Below are 18,132 nucleotides of genomic sequence, written 5' to 3' on the forward strand. Positions count from 1 at the left end.
TAAATCGTGGCGGTTTCCCGCTGCGTCAGCCCCATCCCCAGATTCATTTCCAGCAGCTTTCCCAGGCAATCGGTATCCTGACGACGATAGCGAGGAATAAAACTGGGTAATACCGTGAACACGGCTTTGCAATCGCAACACTTCACTCGACAAATGGGGAGGGTCTCGATCTCACCCTGCCAGCCTTTCACTCGTCGTTCTCGCTGACTATGGACGGTATAGCGACTGAAGTCGGTACAGTCTGGCTTATGCTTATCGCTCGTCAGTTGGGCTTGCAGAGGACATTGGATGTATTCAAGGTAAGCGTGATGGTGATCGTCTGCCTGCACCAAATCAAGATAGTCCTGCCGTGTAGGTCCAAAGTAAACGATAGCGGTTCGATTCTGGTTATGACGCTTTTGGGACATCGCTTTCACTCCTGACGGTAGCTGCTCAAGACGATGATGATACCTCGCTTTTACACTAGGCACCAATTTTAGATCTATGTGGGATACCAACTACACCTTTCGATCTTATTTTGAGCTGCCCCATGATACGGATGAAATTCTGGCTGAGTTTGGCTACGGGTATGCTCAGGGGAGAATCAAACTACCTAGAACAACAGCTGAGCTGTCTGAACTCGATGCCCTAAAACGGCGCATTGAGCGAGTATTACCCCATGTGCAGCTGACTAGTGAAGTGGCTAAGCGAGAGGTGCTAGTAGCCCCCATTTTGACGGAGGTAGCGACGATCTGTAACCAGACTTTACGGTTTGAGTATCTACTGAAGGTCAACAACTGGCTACAAGGCAGTCTGGACTATTTAATTCGGGCTGAGACTCAAATTGTAGTGATAGAAGCCAAACGCGATGACTTAACCCGAGGGTTTACCCAATTAGCCGCTGAGATGATCGCCTTGGGCATGATAGACAACACACCGGAAAAAATCTATGGTGCCGTGACCATGGGTAGTCTATGGGTATTTGGGGTATTGGATAGGGGGGCTAAGTTAATTACCCAAGATATCGGCAGTTATCGGGTACCGGATGATCTAGAGGATTTGGTCCGTGTACTAGTAGGAATCTTAGAAGGAAATGCCCACTGAGGGAAAAATCCTCTGAGGCTCCTGCCTACTACTAGGAATAGCAAAGCCACAATAGCCCACTTCAGACAGAGCATGGGAATGAGCAACTTGCTGACAACCAGCAAGGACTATCCGTAGAAAGCAACTGTACTTAATACAAAACACTATTTTCGCGGATAACCCTTTAAAAATCCAGTAAATCTACTTAAACGCAGCAGTTCCCCGTCACCCACTTATGTCTTCTCTATGCAAACCTGCTAACCAACCCCAACCCTTGCAGGGGCTAATGTTGAATGGTTTAGCAGTTTATCCCAACAAGCAGCAACCCAAACAGAAGACTCAACGGGGTAAACGAAGTACAACCCGCTCGATTTACTGGACGAATGAGCTAGCCATCTCAGAATCGTCCTCTCCCCCATCCCAGTACCACACCGCCCTCGCATTGGGAGCAACGATGGTATGCTCTGCTGGCGCTCTGATGCAGTATACCGAAACAGGATTGTGGCATCAGTCCCATAGGTTGATACCAGACAAGACCATTAGCCAGTCTCAAAAATCTGAACCTGCCACCGACGTTACGACTCCCCCAATTTCTGATTCCCAAACAACCGCATCCTTTAGCTCACGGGCAGACGGCAGCAACTGCAAAAATGGCACCTGCCAAGGCCTAGAATCTATTGACCGGCATAGCCCCCTACAAGCGAATTCGCAAGCATTGCTCTCTGAGATGAGGCAGTCTCAGACAGAGAGTTCAGTATACAAACTGCAAACCCAACAGGCTATTTTGAGCCATCGCAGCACTGATTTAGCCCATCTCCAGAAAGACTTAGAGGCAAGGTCTCAACAATCAAACCAGCAATTTGCCAGTTTGACCACTCGTTTAGCCATCCATCCCGAAGACGCCAAACAAATTGAGAACCTACTCAATCTCGATACAAGTTACCAGGTATATCGCCTGAGACTCAACAGTCTCAAAGCAGCAATCGCCATCGAATATAGCAAGCCTGTCGTAGACAACCCCCAGCTCGAATTGCTCTACAGCCAATACGCCCAGGAGTTGGCTCAGCTACGTCAAATCGCCCAAAATATTCTTGCTAACTACATTGCTAACGTTAGCGTTGAATTTCCCGATACCATATGGCAAGACAAAGAATACTATCACCTCCTGCAAGCATTGATGGATGTCGCCCATCGCCGCCAAGTCCACATCATTGAATACAACACACTGACGGTAATGCGGGCACAGTTAAACCAACGGCGCACAGAAATAGAACATTAGGTAGCCTTGCTTCATGCTGAATTGGAGTAGCTTGCCTGTAAGAATATATACATCAACTGAGGCTGATGTGTTTTTGTTCGGACAAGGGAACCCTTAAAGCTGGCCTGAATCCCCTATACTCCTCGCAGCGCAAGCCATTTCCATGCAAGTTTCTAGGAATTTTGCATTTCTAAAGGTTCATAGTATTGAATTGGTCCGGTTAGGCAGTCTGGCCGAGCAGTACTTTGCTAACGATCCCAATACCTGTCTGATTAAGCTACGTCAGTTTGCAGAAGGTCTGGCCCAATTGGTAGCGGCTAAAGTGGGTCTGTACGAGCAACCTGGCGAAAAACAGGTTGATTTGCTCCGGCGGCTTAAGTTTCGAGGGGCGGTTACTGGCCAGGTTGCAGACGTTTTTCATGAGATTCGTAAGCAGGGGAATGCTGCTACCCATGAGAGCTATGACAATAAGGGAGTAGCCCTTAATTGCCTCAAATATGCCAAAAGTTTAGGTGTGTGGTTCCATCGTAACTACGGTGGGGCTCAGGGGTTTCAAGCTGGGCCGTTTGTGCCACCATCTGATCCAGCCGAGAAAAATGCTGCAATCAAGCAGGAGCTTGAAAGACTAGAAGCAGAACTGGCGGCTAGCAAAACAGAGCAACAGGCCGCGATGGATCAGGCAGCTCTGTCTCAGTCCCAAGCTGCCGAAGAAGCTGAGCTGCGTCAGTTAGCCGAACAGATGCTGGTAGAAGCTGAAACCCAGGCTGAGGATGCCCAAGCGAAAATTGCTGAAATATCTGAAAAGTTCAAGGCTCAGCTCAATGCCATGCAGGCTGAAGCCGTTGAGACACCTGCCCAAGAGATTCAGCAGCTGGTAGTAGAGTCCCAGCGGGATGAACAAAATCTAGATCTTGATGAGCGGGCCACCCGGAAGCTCATCGACGCCAAACTAGCAGCCGCAGGTTGGGAAGTCGATTCAGAAACACTGACCTACGGTAAGGGCGTTAGACCCCAGAAAAACAAGAACATGGCCATTGCCGAATGGCCCACTGCCAACGGACGAGCAGACTACATCCTATTTGCTGGACTGCAGGGGGTGGGCGCGGTAGAAGCCAAGCGGCAGGGCAAAGACGTGTATGGGGCGATTGACCAGGCTAAGCGCTATAGCCGGGGGTATGAAGTCAAGGGTGATGAACGATTGATAGCAGGTTATCCCTGGCAGGACTATTGCGTCCCCTTTGTGTTTGCCACCAATGGTGGGGAGTATCTAAAGCAGCTCGAAACCAAAAGCGGTATCTGGTTTTGTGATGTGCGACGACCGGAAAACCTGCGGCGACCGATTGGTAGTTGGTACAGGCCAGAAGGACTTTTGGGCTTGCTGCAACAGGACAATGACAAAGCTCACGAGCAACTGCAGCAGGCAGCTTTTGACTATGACTTTGAACTGCGACCTTATCAAATCAAGGCGATCCAGGCTGTAGAATCAGCTCTTGCCGATGGGCGGCGCGAACTGCTGTTGGCCATGGCGACGGGGACCGGCAAAACTAAAACCTGTATTGCCATGGTCTACCGCCTGCTAAAAACCAAGCGTTTTCGCCGGGTATTGTTTTTAGTGGATCGCACGGCTCTAGGGGAGCAGGCTACGGGAGCCTTTGAAGAGACCAAGATGGAAAACCTGCAAACCTTTGCAGAGATTTTTGATCTAAAGAGTCTGAAAGAACAAACGCCAGATCGGGACACCAAAGTACACATTGCCACGGTACAGAGCTTTGTAAAACGTCTGCTTTACGCTGATGATGGAACTCCAGCTATCACGACCGATCAGTATGACTGCGTGGTGGTGGATGAGTGCCACCGGGGATATTTGCTAGATCGGGAGCTAAGCGAGAACGAACTCACCTTTCGGGACTTTGGCGACTATGTGTCGAAATATCGCCAGGTACTGGACTACTTTGATGCGGTGAAAATTGGCTTAACAGCAACGCCAGCGCTGCACACCAATGAGATTTTTGGTAAGCCCGTTTACACCTACAGCTATCGGGAAGCAGTGATTGATGGATTTTTGATTGACCATGAGCCTGCCCATCGGATTCGTACGGCCTTGTCGGAAGATGGCATGGTTTGGCAAGTGGGAGATCAGGTTAAATACATTGACCCACAGACAGGCAAGATTGACCTGACCCAGGCCCCTGACGAGATTCGGGTGGAGGTGGAACAGTTTAATCGACGGGTGATCACCGAGTCGTTTAATCAGGTGGTATGTGATGCCCTGGCAGACCAGATTGACCCCACTTTGCGGGAAATGGGCAAGACCCTGATCTTTTGTGTGAATGAAGACCATGCCATTTTGGTGACGGCTCTGTTTAAACAGGCATTGCAAGAACGGTACGAGGGCATTGGCGATGATGACGTAGTGAAAATCACCGGAGCCTCGGATAAACCGCTGGAGCTGATTCGACGCTACAAGAACGAGGTCAGCCCCCGTGTGGCGGTAACAGTAGACTTGATGACCACCGGTATTGATGTGCCTGAGATTTGTAACCTGGTATTTTTGCGGCGGGTGAAGTCGAGGATTTTGTACGAGCAAATGCTGGGTCGCGCCACGCGTAAATGCGATCACATTGACAAGCAGGTCTTCCGTGTTTTCGATGCGGTTGATCTCTACAGCGCTATTCAGGATTTTTCCACCATGAAACCGGTGGTGGTAAATCCTGCCATCTCCTTTAGCCAGCTGGTGGATGAGCTAGGCCAGGTGACAAAGCCAGATGCAGTCAGTGAAATTTTGGACCAGATTCAAGCGAAACTGCAGCGGAAGCAGCGGCATTTGAGTGAGACGCAGAAAGAAATAATTGAGAGCCTGGCAGCGATGCCAGTAGAGGAGTTGGCGAGTCACCTGAAGCAACAATCCCCTGAGGCCGCAGCAGACTGGTTGAAGTCTCGCCAACAGATTGCAGAAATCTTGGATCGTCGAGATGGGGGGCGCAGACCAAAGATAATTTCTGACCATCCTGATGAGCTGCGTAGTGTGACCCAAGACTTTCGGGCAGGGGAGGCGGAGGGTGCCTACACCATGCCAGGAGACTATTTAGAGAGTTTCAAGGATTTCATTAACAATAGTCAGAATGAGATTCCGGCTTTGCTGGTAGTGACCCAGCGACCGCGAGATCTCACGCGGGAACAGCTGAAGGCACTGCGGGTGCAACTAGATGCGGCGGGGTATTCAGAGACGCGGTTGCGGTCTGCCTGGCGAAACCAGACCAATGAAGACATTGCCGCGTCGATTATTGGCTTTATTCGACAGGCCGCCATGGGTGATCCGCTGGTGCCCTACGGAGAGCGGGTACAGAAGGCGATGAAAAAGATTTTGGCCAGCCAACCCTGGACTGCTCCCCAGCGGAAATGGCTAGAGCGGATTGGCAAGCAGTTAGAGAAGGAATATGTGGTGGACCGAGCCGCCTTGGATCAGGGAGCGTTTAAGCGGGAGGGCGGTTTTCAGCGGTTGAATAAGGTGTTTAAGGGCAAACTGGAGCAGGTGTTGAGCGATATTAATCAGGCATTGTGGGGAGATGAGGTTGGTTAATACAAATTAACTAATTCGTATTAACTGGCCCTGAATAACTCGTTTATATTGAAATAGCCATTTAGATAGTTATGTATGACCCAGTACTCTATTGCTCAGTTAAGGGAGCGCTTTGCCCAATTAGTCCATGAAGCAGAGCAGGGCAATAGAGTGGAAATAACTCGCCAGGGGCAGCGGGTAGCGGTGCTTTTATCTGCCAAAGAATACGAACGCTTAACGCAGCCAAAGCAAACTTTTGGCGAGGCGGTTCTAGCCTGGCGGGAAAAGTTTGGCCTGAATGACCGTGGGGAAGACGAGGAAGATCGTAAGTTTGAGGCGATTATGGACACTGTGCGGGATAAATCCCCTGGGCCAGAGCCGTTTGAGTGGTGATGGTCATTTCCCGAGAGGGAATTGAATCGCTTGTGGTATAAAGTCTTGGTTTGAGTAGTCTAACGCGGTTAAATACATTGCCTATGAATGCCACCTCCGATATTGTTGCCAAGCTGTGGAACCTGTGTAATGTCCTGCGGGATGATGGCATTACCTATTTGCAGTACGTGACGGAGCTGACCTACCTGCTGTTTTTAAAAATGATGCAGGAGACCGATCAGGAGGCGGTGCTGCCGGAGGGCAAACGCTGGGGTGACCTGGTGGCATTGGATGGGATTGACCAGCTAGAAACTTATCGCGATTTGCTGCGGGATCTGGGGCGTAGTGGCGTTAATAAGCGAGTGCAGGCGATTTTTGCCAATGCTCAGACAGCATTGAAGCAGCCGCGCATTATCAAAAAGCTGGTGACCAGCATTGATGAGCTGGACTGGTACTCAGCCAAGGAAGAGGGGCTGGGGGATCTGTATGAAGGGCTGCTGGAGAAAAATGCAGGGGAAAAGAAATCGGGGGCGGGGCAGTATTTTACCCCCAGGGCGTTGATTGACTGTATGGTGACGTTGATGCAGCCCCAGGCGGGGGAGCTGGTGCAGGACCCGGCAGCGGGGACGGGGGGCTTTTTGATTGCGGCGGATACCTATATTAAAAAACGTACCGATGACTTGTTTGACCTGAAAGAATCAGTGCAAAACTTTCAACGACAGCAGGCATTTGTTGGCATGGAGCTGGTGCAGGATGCCCATCGGTTGTTGCTGATGAATATGATGCTCCACGGCATTGAGAGCACAGTTACTCTGGGGGATACGTTGGGGTCCGATGGGACTGGGCTGGCTAAGGCAAACCTGATTTTAACCAATCCCCCATTTGGTACCAAGAAAGGTGGCGGCAGTCCCACGCGAGATGATTTTACCTATCCCACCTCCAACAAGCAGTTGGCCTTTTTGCAGCATATTTATCGCAGCTTGAAGCCGAAGGGGCGGGCAGCGGTGGTACTACCAGATAATGTGCTGTTTGAAGCAGGGCAGGGGCAAAAGATTCGCGCTGACCTGATGGATAAGTGCAATCTCCATACGATTTTGCGATTGCCCACGGGGATTTTTTATTCGCCGGGAGTGAAGACCAATGTGTTGTTCTTTCAGCGAGGGAAGACAGAGAAAGGCAATACAGAAACGGTGTGGGTGTATGATCTGCGGACAAATATGCCCAGCTTTGGTAAGCGAAACCCATTGACGCGGAAGCATTTTGAGGAGTTTGAAACCTGTTATGGGGAGGATGCGAACGGGGGTAGTCCTCGGAGCAATCAAGGGGAAGAGGGGCGGTTTCGGTGCTTTAGCCGAGAGTTTATCAAAGAGCGGGGGGAGAATTTAGATATCTCCTGGCTACGGGATGAGAGTTTGCAATCGGCGGAGGATTTGCCGGAGCCGAATGAGATTGCATCGGCGATAATGGAGAAGTTACGGGTGGCGATGACGGAAATGGAAGCGTTGAGCGCGTTGCTGGAGGACTAAATCATGAATATTACGTTGACACCTGAGTTAGAGCAGTTTGTGCAGACCCAAATTGACAGTGGTAAATATGCATCTGCGACGGAGGTGCTTTTAGCTGGAGTCGCTTTATTAAAAGAGATTGATCGTGTTTATAAGGGACGATTTGAGGAATTAAGGCAAAAGGTTTTAGACGGTGTAGATGCCGCTGATCGGGGTGATGTTATTGACAGTGAAACGGTGTTTGAGAACTTGCAGGCCAAGCTAGAGCAAAAGCGATATCAGGGCCAATGAGTAAAATTTGTAGATTTACGGTTCTGGCCAGTCGTGATCTTGAAGCAATTATTGATTATGTCGCAGAGCAGTCAAGCATTGATACAGCAGAGACAGTGCTAGCAAAGGTAAATCAGAAGTGTCAGCAGTTGGTGAGTTTTCCTGAAATTGGCCGAAAGCGTGATGAACTGTCAGCAGGCGTTAGAAGTGTGCCGGTAGATAATTATTTGGTTTTCTACAGATTGATTGAAGAGGGGATCGAAGTTTTGCGTATTGTTAGTGGATACCGTGATTTAGAGGTTCTTTTTGAAGAGGATGATCCCTCAGAGGATTAAACCCATGCCTAAGCTGCTAGATAAAGACGCAAGCTATACGTTTCGTTCGTATTTTGAGTTGCCTTACGATACGGATGAAGTTTTGGCAGAATTTGGCTACGGCTATACTCAAAAACGTTTGAATTTACCTAGAACCGACAAGACGTTATCTGGTCTCGATCAGCTCAAGACCCAAATTGAAGAAACGCTGCCCTATGTACAGCTAACCAGCGAAAGTGCAAAGCGTGAGGTATTGGTGGCCCCTGTGTTGACTAGAGTTGCTACCCTTTGTCACCAGGTTTTGCGATTTGAGTATTCATTAAAAGTTAGTAATTGGTTACAAGGTAATTTAGATTACCTCATTCGTGCGCAGCATCAGGTGATTGTGGTGGAAGCAAAGCGGGATGATCTTACCCGAGGGTTTACTCAATTGGCGGTGGAGATGATTGCTTTAGCGATGGTGGATGATGCGCCATCAAAGATTTATGGGGCTGTAACAATGGGGAGTTTATGGATTTTTGGGGTGTTGGATCGAGGGGAAAAGTTGATTACTCAGGATATTGGCGGGTATCGGGTGCCGGATGATGTTGAAGATTTAGTTCGTGTTTTGGTGGAAATTTTAGAGGGATGATAGAGAGTATTGGTGAACATTACCCATCCTACGTCCAAGCGAAACTAGCATTGAATATGGAATCAGAGACTCACTTTCCGAATGCATGGCTTTTATCAAAATTTGGAGATGTCTTCGAGGTTTATGTAGGGAGTACACCTAGTAGAAAGCAAGAAGAATATTGGGATGGCGAAATACCTTGGGTCAGTAGTGGCAGCCCTGTAAAGGTGAAATGAATACTTTTAATAATTCTCAAAAGCTCCTCTCTTAAGTAGATTCAACTTTTCCGAGCTAGAAAAGCATTCTCTACAAATTAAAAATTCCTGATAGCAATAGCCGATTTGTTTGGGATATTTTTTCTGAAATAGTCTTAAACTGCCTGAATTTCTCTGATTTTAGTGCATTTGAACTAGCTATCTAAATTGCAAAGTTTGGTCCTAATCCATGAGTAATAATGGTTTTGTCCAAATATAAAGCTCATTGCTAGCCCACCTTGAAAGGGCTGGTCAGTAGTGGTGAAGTTAGTTTCTGTAAAATTTACAACACTCGTGAGTGCATAACAGAGAAAGGATTAAATAATTCGTCTGTCAAATTACATCAACCAGGGACTGTCTTACTAGGAATGATTGGTGAGGGCAAAACCCGTGGACAAGCAGCTATTTTACGAATAACAGCAGGACATAATCAAAACACTTCTGCCATAAGAGTTTCAGAAACAGGTTTGCCAGCCAAATATGTTTACTATTTCTTGAAGCATGAATACGAACGCACGCGAAAAATTGGAGCTGGCAACAATCAACCTGCCTTAAATAAATCACGTGTACAAGCTATTTCTTTTCCCCTTCCCCCCCTCAACGAGCAACACCGCATCGTCGCCAAAATCGAAGCCCTAACCACCCGCAGTCGCAAAGCCCGCGCAGCCCTCGATGCCATCCCCCCATTGCTCGACCAGTTTCGGCAGTCCGTCCTCGCCGCCGCATTTCGGGGCGACCTGACCGCAGATTGGCGGGCACAGAATCCCGATGTGGAGTGGCAAAAGACAACTCTTAATGAGGTAATTAAAGGAAAACCAAGAAATGGATATTCCCCTAAGGCTGTTGATTATCCTACTAAGGTTAAATCCTTTAGCTTGAGTGCGACGACTTCTGGTGAATTCAAGGCAGAACACTTTAAATATATTGAGAAAGATATCCCAAATGACTCGCATCTATGGCTAAAACCAGGAGATATACTAATTCAGCGTAGTAATACGCTAGATTATGTAGGCACTTCAGCCATCTATACAGGAGATTTTAACGAGTTTATCTATCCTGATCTGATTATGAAAGTTCAGGTGAGAGAAGATCTGATAAAGCCAAAATACATTCATTATTTACTTTCTAGTAAACAAACTCGTGATTATTTTAAGGCAAATGCGACAGGCACAGCTGGGAATATGCCGAAAATCAATCAGAAGGTTGTTATGAATACACCAGTGCTTTTGCCTTCTATTAAAGAACAGTCTGAAATTGTGCATCGTATAAGCAAAGTGTTTGAAACAGCTTGTTCAATAGAAAATTATTTTCAGCAAACCGAGCATGATTTAACAACACTCGATCAGTCCATCCTCTCCAAAGCCTTCCGAGGCGAACTCGTCCCCCAAGACCCTAACGATGAACCCGCCAGCGTCCTCCTCAAACGCATCCGAACTGAGCGGGAGAAGGAAACGAAGAAGGGGAAAGGGAGAAAGGGGAAGGGGAAAAGGGTGAAGAGTGGAGAGTGAGTGGGTGACGGGGTGATGGGGTGTTCGCGTAGCGTCGCCAGAGGCGTTAGGGGTAATGGCTTTATCCCTTAAGCGACAGCATTTGATTAGCGATCGATTCAAAGATCTTCCAAATAAAGCGTCTTAAAATCTTCAGCAGCCTTTGGTTGGATTTGCTTTAAAGCCTTGATCAGGCTAATCACCGTTTCAGAACTAGGATCACGCACCTCATTAGCCCAACGATAAACATTAGATGCACCGATGCCCATGACGGCAGCCAATCGCCCCTGGCTAATGCCGTGGTTCTCCATGACTATTTTTAGTACTTTGCCCGCTCTGCCCATGCCTTTGATCCTTACAAAGGCTATGACATTTCGTATACAGTCCAATTGGACTGTGCTATCCTAATTTAGTCCAATTGGACTGTGCCTATTTCAAGGATAGGCATTACCTTTATCGCTGGATCCTTTTCTATGGAAACCCAAGCCTTTGTGACACTCCCTCAGCCCGACGTGACGCCTGAATCTGCGCTCCAGCTTTATTCGGTGCCTAAACCTGACCGGGAGCCGGTGAAAATCTTGATTATCGGTTCCGAAGCCGCCGTCAACACCATCATCCATAGCCTGCACCACCACCGCTTTGCCGAACCGTTTGAGTGGACCCCGTTTTTGCCCACGGATCGTCCGATTCAGATTCAGGCGGGGGAGGCGTTGCGATCGCTAATAAAATACCTGCCCCGTTAGTAAACTTCTTGCTAGTGGCAGAGCCACCACCTACGCTCCAGGCGGAGCCTGGGAGCGAGTCAAACTCGATGAGGCAGAGTAGACATACCATGACAATGGTGAGACATGGATAAGCCGTGGTTTAACTTTTTATGATGACGGTGCCAGCGTTGACGCTACAGATAGATGAAACTGATCGCCAGCATCTTCCAATTGACAATCCAGAATATAACGTCGATTGTTTAGAAAGAACTCTAATTTTCGGTCCACCATTTCATCGATCAAGTTATTCAGGTCCCGTTTAACGATTGCTTTTTTACCCTTCAAAAGGTCGCGAAATAAGTCTTCTAAGACTGATTTTCGTTGATTTTTGGGTATAATAGCTAAATTCCAGGCAATTACAGCCATCTCAAACACCATTTTCCGCTGTTCAAGTCCATTTGCCTCCGGTAGATAAGGCTCAACAAATTCTTCTAAAACCTCAGACATTTTGACTTCACCCTTAGGGTTTTTCACAATGTCTGTCAAGCTATTGGCGATTTTACTTTGCTTAAACTTTTGCTCAAATTTGTTCAGCGCTTGTTCTCCACGGTTAATCAATTTTTGCTGCTTCAGAAGTGAGCGAAACCCTTTCGACTTTTTAGCCATGGTGAATGTTTTCTAAGAGGAGCCAACTTTAGTTAAAATCGATTGATTCATTATGGCAAAGCATCAGGATTGCAAGATCCCTGACATATCAATCTTAAATAAATTGGGATAGCCTCATCATCACAGGTTCCCCCAAGTGCATTTACCACTGTTGCAAAATCTATGGGTGCCCATTTCACGGGTGCCCAAGTGGTCGTCATTCAAGGACTTAGAGCGAGTCAACCTACCTCACTATTACTCTCCTCAGCAGGCTCAAACTCAATCCCTTCATATAAATCAGCCAGGGCAATCTCAACGGGCACCGATACCAGCGAAAAAGACGTATCTACCCCCTGGTACTCCGTCAATAACCACTGATGCTCGGATTGCTTAACATGGTGTTCAACAAAAGGACGATACTGATCAATCAATATATATTCTTGAAAAGAGTCAATAGTGCGATAGTGAACAAATTTATCGCCGCGATCATAGTTTTGAGTCGATCGTGAGAGAGTTTCAGCAATCAAGATCGGATTAATAACCGTATCCTTACGTCCTGGTTTCAGCCCAAGTGGATCCGCGACCACCATCACATCCGGATACGTGTATAGATCAACCGCTGGGATCCATAACCGCTGATCCGTCACAAACACCGTATAAGGTTTCTTCCGTAACCCAAACCACAGTAGTGCATTCAACGCACTCGATAGCTTATTATGCGCAGGTGTCCCCCCTGTCATTTCTACAATTTCTCCAGTCCGGTATTCATGGCGTAGCTCAGACTCCACTTCCAGAGCCAGGTACTCTTCAGCCGTGTAGGTCTGCGGTTTAGATGTGGCAATCGTCATCGCTTTGCCCTCGTGCGCTAGCTCAAATGTAAGTCAAACCAATTGTTTTGGCTATCCCCTGGTGCCCAACCTCTGGCTGAGCACATCCACTGAGGCCCCTGCCTCCTGTTAGGCGGTTCCAGGTAGAGTCTTGAGAGCAAGTCAAAATCCTTTACCTTTCTTTTTCTTCTTTTTAGCCCCTTTGCTTTTCTTCCCCAAAGCCTTTATTTCTTGTAATCGAGATTTACGAGGCTTTGGAGCCTTAAAGTTTTTGACAGGTGCTGGAGATTTAGCAGGAGCTTGATCCGACGCCATTTTTTCAACTGCTTTTCCGACTACATCTGAGAACCTGGCCCCCCAATCCGGCTTTTCGGTAGGCTCGGTACTTAAGGATTCAGAATCATTGAAGGTGTCAGCAAACCGTTTAGCCTCAGCCTCAAAGTCTGCCTCTGTTTGATAGGCTGGCTTACCCCAACGATGGACAAAGCTATATCGCCAGAGAGGCCTTTGCCAATGCTTGAGCAACATTTCTTGGAGGTCAGTTGAAACCTGGATGGCCGACTCATAAACAGAGTCTGTAATCACCCCTGCCGCTCGCAAAAAGTCATACACATGGGGAATCCCCCATAACGTTGCAAATCCCTTCGACTGATAGGACGATAAAAAGCCTCCGATCAGCCCACCCACATAACGATCCAGTTCCTTAGCATTGATACTAAAGAAATGGCCTGGATGGGAGAGTTGTTTATCAGACAGCTCTCGTTCTTCTAAAAAACTCATCACTGCTGACCAAATAGACTGACTACAGACAAAACTCAACTGATACTGGTTAGCCATCTGTATATTGAATCGCAGTAATAATTGAGGAAAGAGTACGCTGGGGTCCTGTTGAAACAAAGTGATGATCTCAGGACCGCCAAGCACCTGACCAGATATGTTTTGAGCGATTTCCTGTCGCAATTCCGGGGTATTTTCAAAGCTAAACGGTTTAGCTTCTTGTCCCCAAGCTTCCCAATCAACTGGATGGCCTTGCTGAATCTGCTGATAGGCTTGCTCCAGTAAATCAGTAATAACAACCGCCCCAAAATCATCTTCTGAACCACCCAACAAGCCTCTAGAAGTAGCTACAGGTACATAAACAGCGCGGCTAATCTCAACCGCCTGGTCTCGGGCACCATAAAAGCGCAGATCATCCAGCATGGGCAAAAGCGAATCAATGCTTTTAACCGGCTCTTGCTGATAACGAGCCAAGGCCTGGTCAATGGATTCTACCGCTTGGTTAAAAAGAGCTACTCGAATCGGAAAATTGTCAAAATAATAGAACTCTTGCTGGTATAGCTCAGGCTGCTGCTGCTGAAAGGTGGCTGTGAAGGCCAAAGCCTGTTCAATTAAATTGTTTCCTTCCAACAAACCTTGTACATCTATCAGCAGTGAGGCGATATCCTCCTTTTCAGCAAGTTCTAAAGGAATAGGTTTAGAAATAACCTCTAGTAAAAGCTGGTACTGCTCTTGGGGAGAAGCCTCACTATAGTGTTCGTACCATTGATCGAAATCTTCTAGAAATAGGGACATGGTAAGCGGTTGGGAGGTAAACCTTGGCAATATGCTATCGCAAGCCTTACATGTTCTGGTATCTAACGTCCCAATGCTTAATGTAGGAGTAATAATAGGGTAGGTACTGTGGGGGAAATCCAGATGGCAAACGCTAAAAAATCGGAAAACGTGCCAACGTCGATGCAAGACAAGTTTGATAGCATTGTGGCCATTACCGATGACTTTGCTCAACAGCATCTGAATGGCGAATATGCCCAATTCATTCGCTATGCCGTTGCTGCCCTTTGTCGTAAACGACCGTCTCCGCTAGCTAAGGGACGCGATAAAACCTGGGCCTGTGGTATTACCCATGCCATCGGGATGGTCAACTTTTTGTTTGACTCTTCCCAAGCTCCGCATATCAGTGCCAAGGATTTATACAAAGCCTTTGGAGTGAGTAGCAGTACTGGACAGTCAAAGTCAAAACTGGTGCGCGATACCCTAAATATGTATCAGATGGATCCTAACTGGTGTCTACCAAGCAAGTTGGATAATAATCTGATGGCCTGGATGATTTCGGTGAATGGGTTGCTGGTGGATGCTCGCTCGATGCCCAGACATATTCAGGAAGAAGCGTTTGCCAAAGGATTGATTCCCTATCTTCCTGAAGATAAGGGGGATACTCGGGGAGAAAATACGACGCCAATCACAAGTCAAAAAGCGAAAAAGCCAACCCCAAAAGGTTCAACTCCAAAGGGCAAAGCGTCAAAACAATCTGACGATACGTTGTTTATTTTGTATGTCGCTATCATTGATGGGCCAGTGACTGAAGAATTTATTGAAGAAAATCCTGAGATCTCACGCACCATTGAAATCAAAGGTAGTCATACCCTCAAGCACCTTCATCAGATCCTGTTTAGTGCCTTTGACCGAGAGGACGAACACCTCTATGAGTTTCAGCTTGGAGGACGGGGACCGAATGATCCTAGTGCAACAAAATATGGGGTGAAGATACCTGGCGAGCCTGACTCCGTTAATGATGCTGCTAAAGCCAAAATGGCCTCTTTGGGATTATCTAAAGGGGATATGTTTGGCTACTGGTTTGATTTTGGAGATGACTGGTGGCATCAGATCGCGGTGAGGGATATTAAAGAGAAAGCGCCTAAGGGAAAATATCCCAAAGTGACCGAAAGTGTGGGAGCTAGTCCACCTCAATATGCAGAGTTTGATTGAGCGCAGGAACCGCGCCTCTTACTCGTTGGCAGAGCCAACAAATTACCGCTCCAGGCAGAGCCTTGGGAGCGAGGTAATGCAGACGGAATCAGCGCAATCTAAGGTTTAGTCAGAATATCTCAATTTATTGCTTGATTGCTTGACTACATCGAGACCAGGGCATGGCCCCGTATACTACTTGAAAGATGCTACAAAAATCGAGATGACATCCTCAGTGTTTCCCAAAAGCCTCCGACACTGGCTCAAAGTGGGCTTAGCCCCTAGCATCGCCCTCAGCATTTTTTTCAGCACCTCAAACCCGACTAAAACCGCTGTTTTGGCCCAGTCATCAGACACGACAACAGTCGCCTTTGACCTCAATGCCGATCTGCAAGACCAGTCTGAGTTCTACAACCTGCCTTACCCCTCAGACTTCCGCCTGGATGCCAATGACCAGCCGGATCTATCAGGATTTCCAGTATTTTCAGAAAAGTTTGGCCTATTTAAACGCCTAAAAACCATCGCTAGCGATCGCCCAGGCTTTCCCACCACGGCTGCGGGCTATTTCCGTTTTGATCAGCCCCTCGCCCCCCTCAATATCGAGCAGCGCATCCCAGCAGAGCGCGACTCCCCCATTCTGCTCATGGACATTGATCGCAACTCACCAGAACGCGGTCGTCTATTTCCCGTTGTCGCATCCACTCCAGCCCCTGACCCCTTCTATGTGCCTAAGTATTTGCTGGCCGTTTCTCCCTTTCCAGGCATTGTCCTCAAACCCAATCGCAAATATGCCTACGTCGTACGAGACAATCTCAAGGATGCCAATGGGCAAGCGATCAAGACTACAGAGGTCTTTACCCAACTGAAAGCAGGTGGCATTCCTCAAGGACAAATGAAGCGCAAGTTTCTGGCATATGCCCTCTACCAGCCTCTATGGGAAACGCTTGATTTATTAGAAATTGATCGAGAAGGTGTGGTAGTTGCTACGGTGTTCACCACCGGAGATGTCGTGGCAGAGATGGCAAGCATCTCTGATCAAGTCCTGGACGACTATAAGCCCAACATTCGCTCCCTAAAGAGAGATTCCACACAAATCATTTCCGACCTGGACTACTGCAAATTTACGGCCAAGATTCGACTACCCCAATTCCAAAAAGGCTTTCCTCCTTATTTCTTTTACAAAGAGAAAGAAGGGCTGTTTGTGGTTGATGCCAATGACAAACTGAGACGCCAACGGAGTCAGACGATTCCCGTGGTGATTACCCTACCCAAAACCCCCATGCCAGCCGAGGGGTATCCATTGGTAGCCTACTACCACGGTACCGGTGGGTTGAGTACACAAGTAGTCGATCGAGGCCCCGTCCCAAAATCTAGACAACCTCGATTACCAGATCAAGAACCCGTTAGACGATCTCGACTACCGGATCGAGGCCCAGCAGATGTGGTCGGTAGCCAAGGCTTTGCATCAGTCAGTAGTGCATTACCCCTAAACCCAGAACGTCTCAATAATGTCTCAGCCGTTATCTTCTCGGATCTGTTGGATGGTCGCATCTATCTCAATCCAGTCAATCTCTCTGCCTATCGAGATACGTTCCGTCAGGGAGTGATCGAGCAACGTCTTTTGCTGTCGGCCTTAGAACGTCTGCACATAGCACCAGAAGCGTTGGCAGGCTGTGAGGGACCTACATTACCTACAGGCGAAACCCATTTCCGGTTGCAAACGGATGCGGTGATGGCCTTGGGTCAGTCCCAAGGTGCCCAATATGCTTTGATGATGGCAGCGGTCGAGCCGAAAATTCGCGCAGTGGTACCTACGGGTTCCGGGGGCTTTTGGTCCTTGTTGTTTTCAAACTTGGCCAATCCCGATAGCCGTAAAGCACCCATACCAGAGTTCTGTGTCAACAAGCCACCAGATCAGCCAGAAGTCGTCTGTCAGGTAAATGATTTAGGAGACATTGACCGGCTGCTGGGACAAGTACAGAAACGGACAGAACCGCTGAATCATTTGTACCCTGCATTGCGTTTGCTCCAAAGTTCCTGGGAATCGGTGGAGCCCATGGTCTATGCACCCCGGATCGCTAAACGTCCGTTACCGGATCATCCGGTGCGCTCCATCTATCAGCCAGTGGGGCAGCGTGATAGTGATTTTCCGGAGGAAGTTTTTAATGCGATCGCACTAGCCAGTAACGTCCAACAAGCAGGCCCCACCCTTTGGCCAGGGATGCAAGAATCCCTAGCATTGGAAAAGTTAGATGCCCCTATGCTTTCTTACCCGATCTCTCAAAATTTAATCAGTGACACCGGCATCCCTTATACAGGCGTTGTGGTGCAATATGAGAGCGATCTCATCGAGAACTCCCACACTATCTTTTCGCAACGACTGGATGTGAAATATCAGTACGGTTGTTTTCTAAAAAGCTTTCAGCAAAATAACATGGGAACAGTACTATCCCCCCGACCTGTACTCCCCCCCTGCTTATTTCCATAAACCACGTCCAAGTTGAAACCTGTAGTTTCTCC

17 protein-coding genes are annotated in these 18,132 nt (G+C 47.9%); 12 read left to right on the plus strand and 5 right to left on the minus strand.

Features of this window, described 5'->3' with window-relative positions; translation table 11 throughout:
- Positions 1–407 (minus strand): DUF6431 domain-containing protein (locus IXB50_RS11830; RefSeq protein ID WP_215609176.1); only part of this gene is annotated, 407 nt, incomplete at its 3' end.
- 76 nt (positions 408–483) lie between these two features.
- Here IXB50_RS11830 and IXB50_RS11835 point away from each other — a divergent pair.
- The 9 genes from IXB50_RS11835 (at position 484) to IXB50_RS11875 (ending at position 10,712) form a co-directional block, all read left to right on the plus strand.
- Complete coding sequence (locus tag IXB50_RS11835) at positions 484–1,083, plus strand: hypothetical protein (protein WP_215609177.1); 600 nt, start codon at positions 484–486, stop codon at positions 1,081–1,083.
- Between the two features lie 214 nt (positions 1,084–1,297).
- On the plus strand, positions 1,298–2,341 hold the full coding sequence (locus tag IXB50_RS11840; protein WP_215609178.1) for a GumC domain-containing protein: 1,044 nt from the start codon (positions 1,298–1,300) through the stop codon (positions 2,339–2,341).
- A gap of 142 nt (positions 2,342–2,483) precedes the next feature.
- The gene (hsdR, locus tag IXB50_RS11845) at positions 2,484–5,900 is read left to right on the plus strand and encodes a type I restriction-modification system endonuclease (protein ID WP_215609179.1); all 3,417 of its coding nucleotides are present in this window, start codon (positions 2,484–2,486) and stop codon (positions 5,898–5,900) included.
- Between the two features lie 75 nt (positions 5,901–5,975).
- On the plus strand, positions 5,976–6,272 hold the full coding sequence (locus tag IXB50_RS11850; protein ID WP_215609180.1) for a type II toxin-antitoxin system Phd/YefM family antitoxin: 297 nt from the start codon (positions 5,976–5,978) through the stop codon (positions 6,270–6,272).
- Between the two features lie 83 nt (positions 6,273–6,355).
- Positions 6,356–7,777, plus strand: coding sequence for a class I SAM-dependent DNA methyltransferase (locus IXB50_RS11855; protein WP_215609181.1), 1,422 nt, complete (start codon positions 6,356–6,358; stop codon positions 7,775–7,777).
- Between the two features lie 3 nt (positions 7,778–7,780).
- Positions 7,781–8,047 carry a type II toxin-antitoxin system ParD family antitoxin gene (locus tag IXB50_RS11860; RefSeq protein ID WP_215609182.1) on the plus strand — a complete coding sequence of 89 codons (267 nt, stop codon included), beginning with the start codon at positions 7,781–7,783 and terminating at the stop codon, positions 8,045–8,047.
- Entirely contained in the window at positions 8,044–8,361 is a 318-nt protein-coding gene (locus tag IXB50_RS11865; RefSeq protein ID WP_215609183.1) for a type II toxin-antitoxin system RelE/ParE family toxin, read from the plus strand. The genes IXB50_RS11860 and IXB50_RS11865 overlap by 4 nt, the downstream gene beginning before the upstream one ends.
- A gap of 4 nt (positions 8,362–8,365) precedes the next feature.
- Positions 8,366–8,971, plus strand: a complete 606-nt coding sequence (locus IXB50_RS11870) for a hypothetical protein (protein ID WP_215609184.1) — start codon at positions 8,366–8,368, stop codon at positions 8,969–8,971.
- A 472-nt stretch (positions 8,972–9,443) separates the two neighbouring features.
- Positions 9,444–10,712 (plus strand): restriction endonuclease subunit S, encoded by a 1,269-nt coding sequence (locus IXB50_RS11875; protein ID WP_215609185.1) that lies wholly within the window; start codon positions 9,444–9,446, stop codon positions 10,710–10,712.
- A gap of 98 nt (positions 10,713–10,810) precedes the next feature.
- On the opposite strand, the gene IXB50_RS11880 is transcribed toward IXB50_RS11875, so the two are convergent.
- Complete coding sequence (locus IXB50_RS11880; protein ID WP_215609186.1) at positions 10,811–11,035, minus strand: helix-turn-helix domain-containing protein; 225 nt, start codon at positions 11,033–11,035, stop codon at positions 10,811–10,813.
- Between the two features lie 129 nt (positions 11,036–11,164).
- Here IXB50_RS11880 and IXB50_RS11885 point away from each other — a divergent pair, with 129 nt between their 5' ends.
- Entirely contained in the window at positions 11,165–11,434 is a 270-nt protein-coding gene (locus IXB50_RS11885) for a hypothetical protein (RefSeq protein ID WP_215609187.1), read from the plus strand.
- A gap of 129 nt (positions 11,435–11,563) precedes the next feature.
- On the opposite strand, the gene IXB50_RS11890 is transcribed toward IXB50_RS11885, so the two are convergent.
- The 3 genes from IXB50_RS11890 to IXB50_RS11900 form a co-directional block, all read right to left on the minus strand.
- On the minus strand, positions 11,564–12,061 hold the full coding sequence (locus IXB50_RS11890; RefSeq protein ID WP_215609188.1) for a hypothetical protein: 498 nt from the start codon (positions 12,059–12,061) through the stop codon (positions 11,564–11,566).
- A gap of 218 nt (positions 12,062–12,279) precedes the next feature.
- Positions 12,280–12,888 carry a Uma2 family endonuclease gene (locus IXB50_RS11895; protein WP_215609189.1) on the minus strand — a complete coding sequence of 203 codons (609 nt, stop codon included), beginning with the start codon at positions 12,886–12,888 and terminating at the stop codon, positions 12,280–12,282.
- Positions 12,889–13,029: 141 nt separating this feature from the next.
- A complete protein-coding gene (locus IXB50_RS11900; protein WP_215609190.1) occupies positions 13,030–14,439 on the minus strand; it encodes a hypothetical protein in 1,410 nt (469 codons plus the stop codon).
- A 123-nt stretch (positions 14,440–14,562) separates the two neighbouring features.
- On the opposite strand from IXB50_RS11900, the gene IXB50_RS11905 reads away from it, so the two are divergent.
- Positions 14,563–15,633, plus strand: a complete 1,071-nt coding sequence (locus IXB50_RS11905) for a plasmid pRiA4b ORF-3 family protein (RefSeq protein WP_215609191.1) — start codon at positions 14,563–14,565, stop codon at positions 15,631–15,633.
- 202 nt (positions 15,634–15,835) lie between these two features.
- Complete coding sequence (locus IXB50_RS11910) at positions 15,836–18,100, plus strand: hypothetical protein (RefSeq protein WP_215609192.1); 2,265 nt, start codon at positions 15,836–15,838, stop codon at positions 18,098–18,100.
- Positions 18,101–18,132: the final 32 nt, after the last annotated feature.

The organism is Leptothoe spongobia TAU-MAC 1115 (assembly GCF_018739885.1).
Lineage (GTDB): Bacteria > Cyanobacteriota > Cyanobacteriia > Phormidesmidales > Phormidesmidaceae > Leptothoe > Leptothoe spongobia.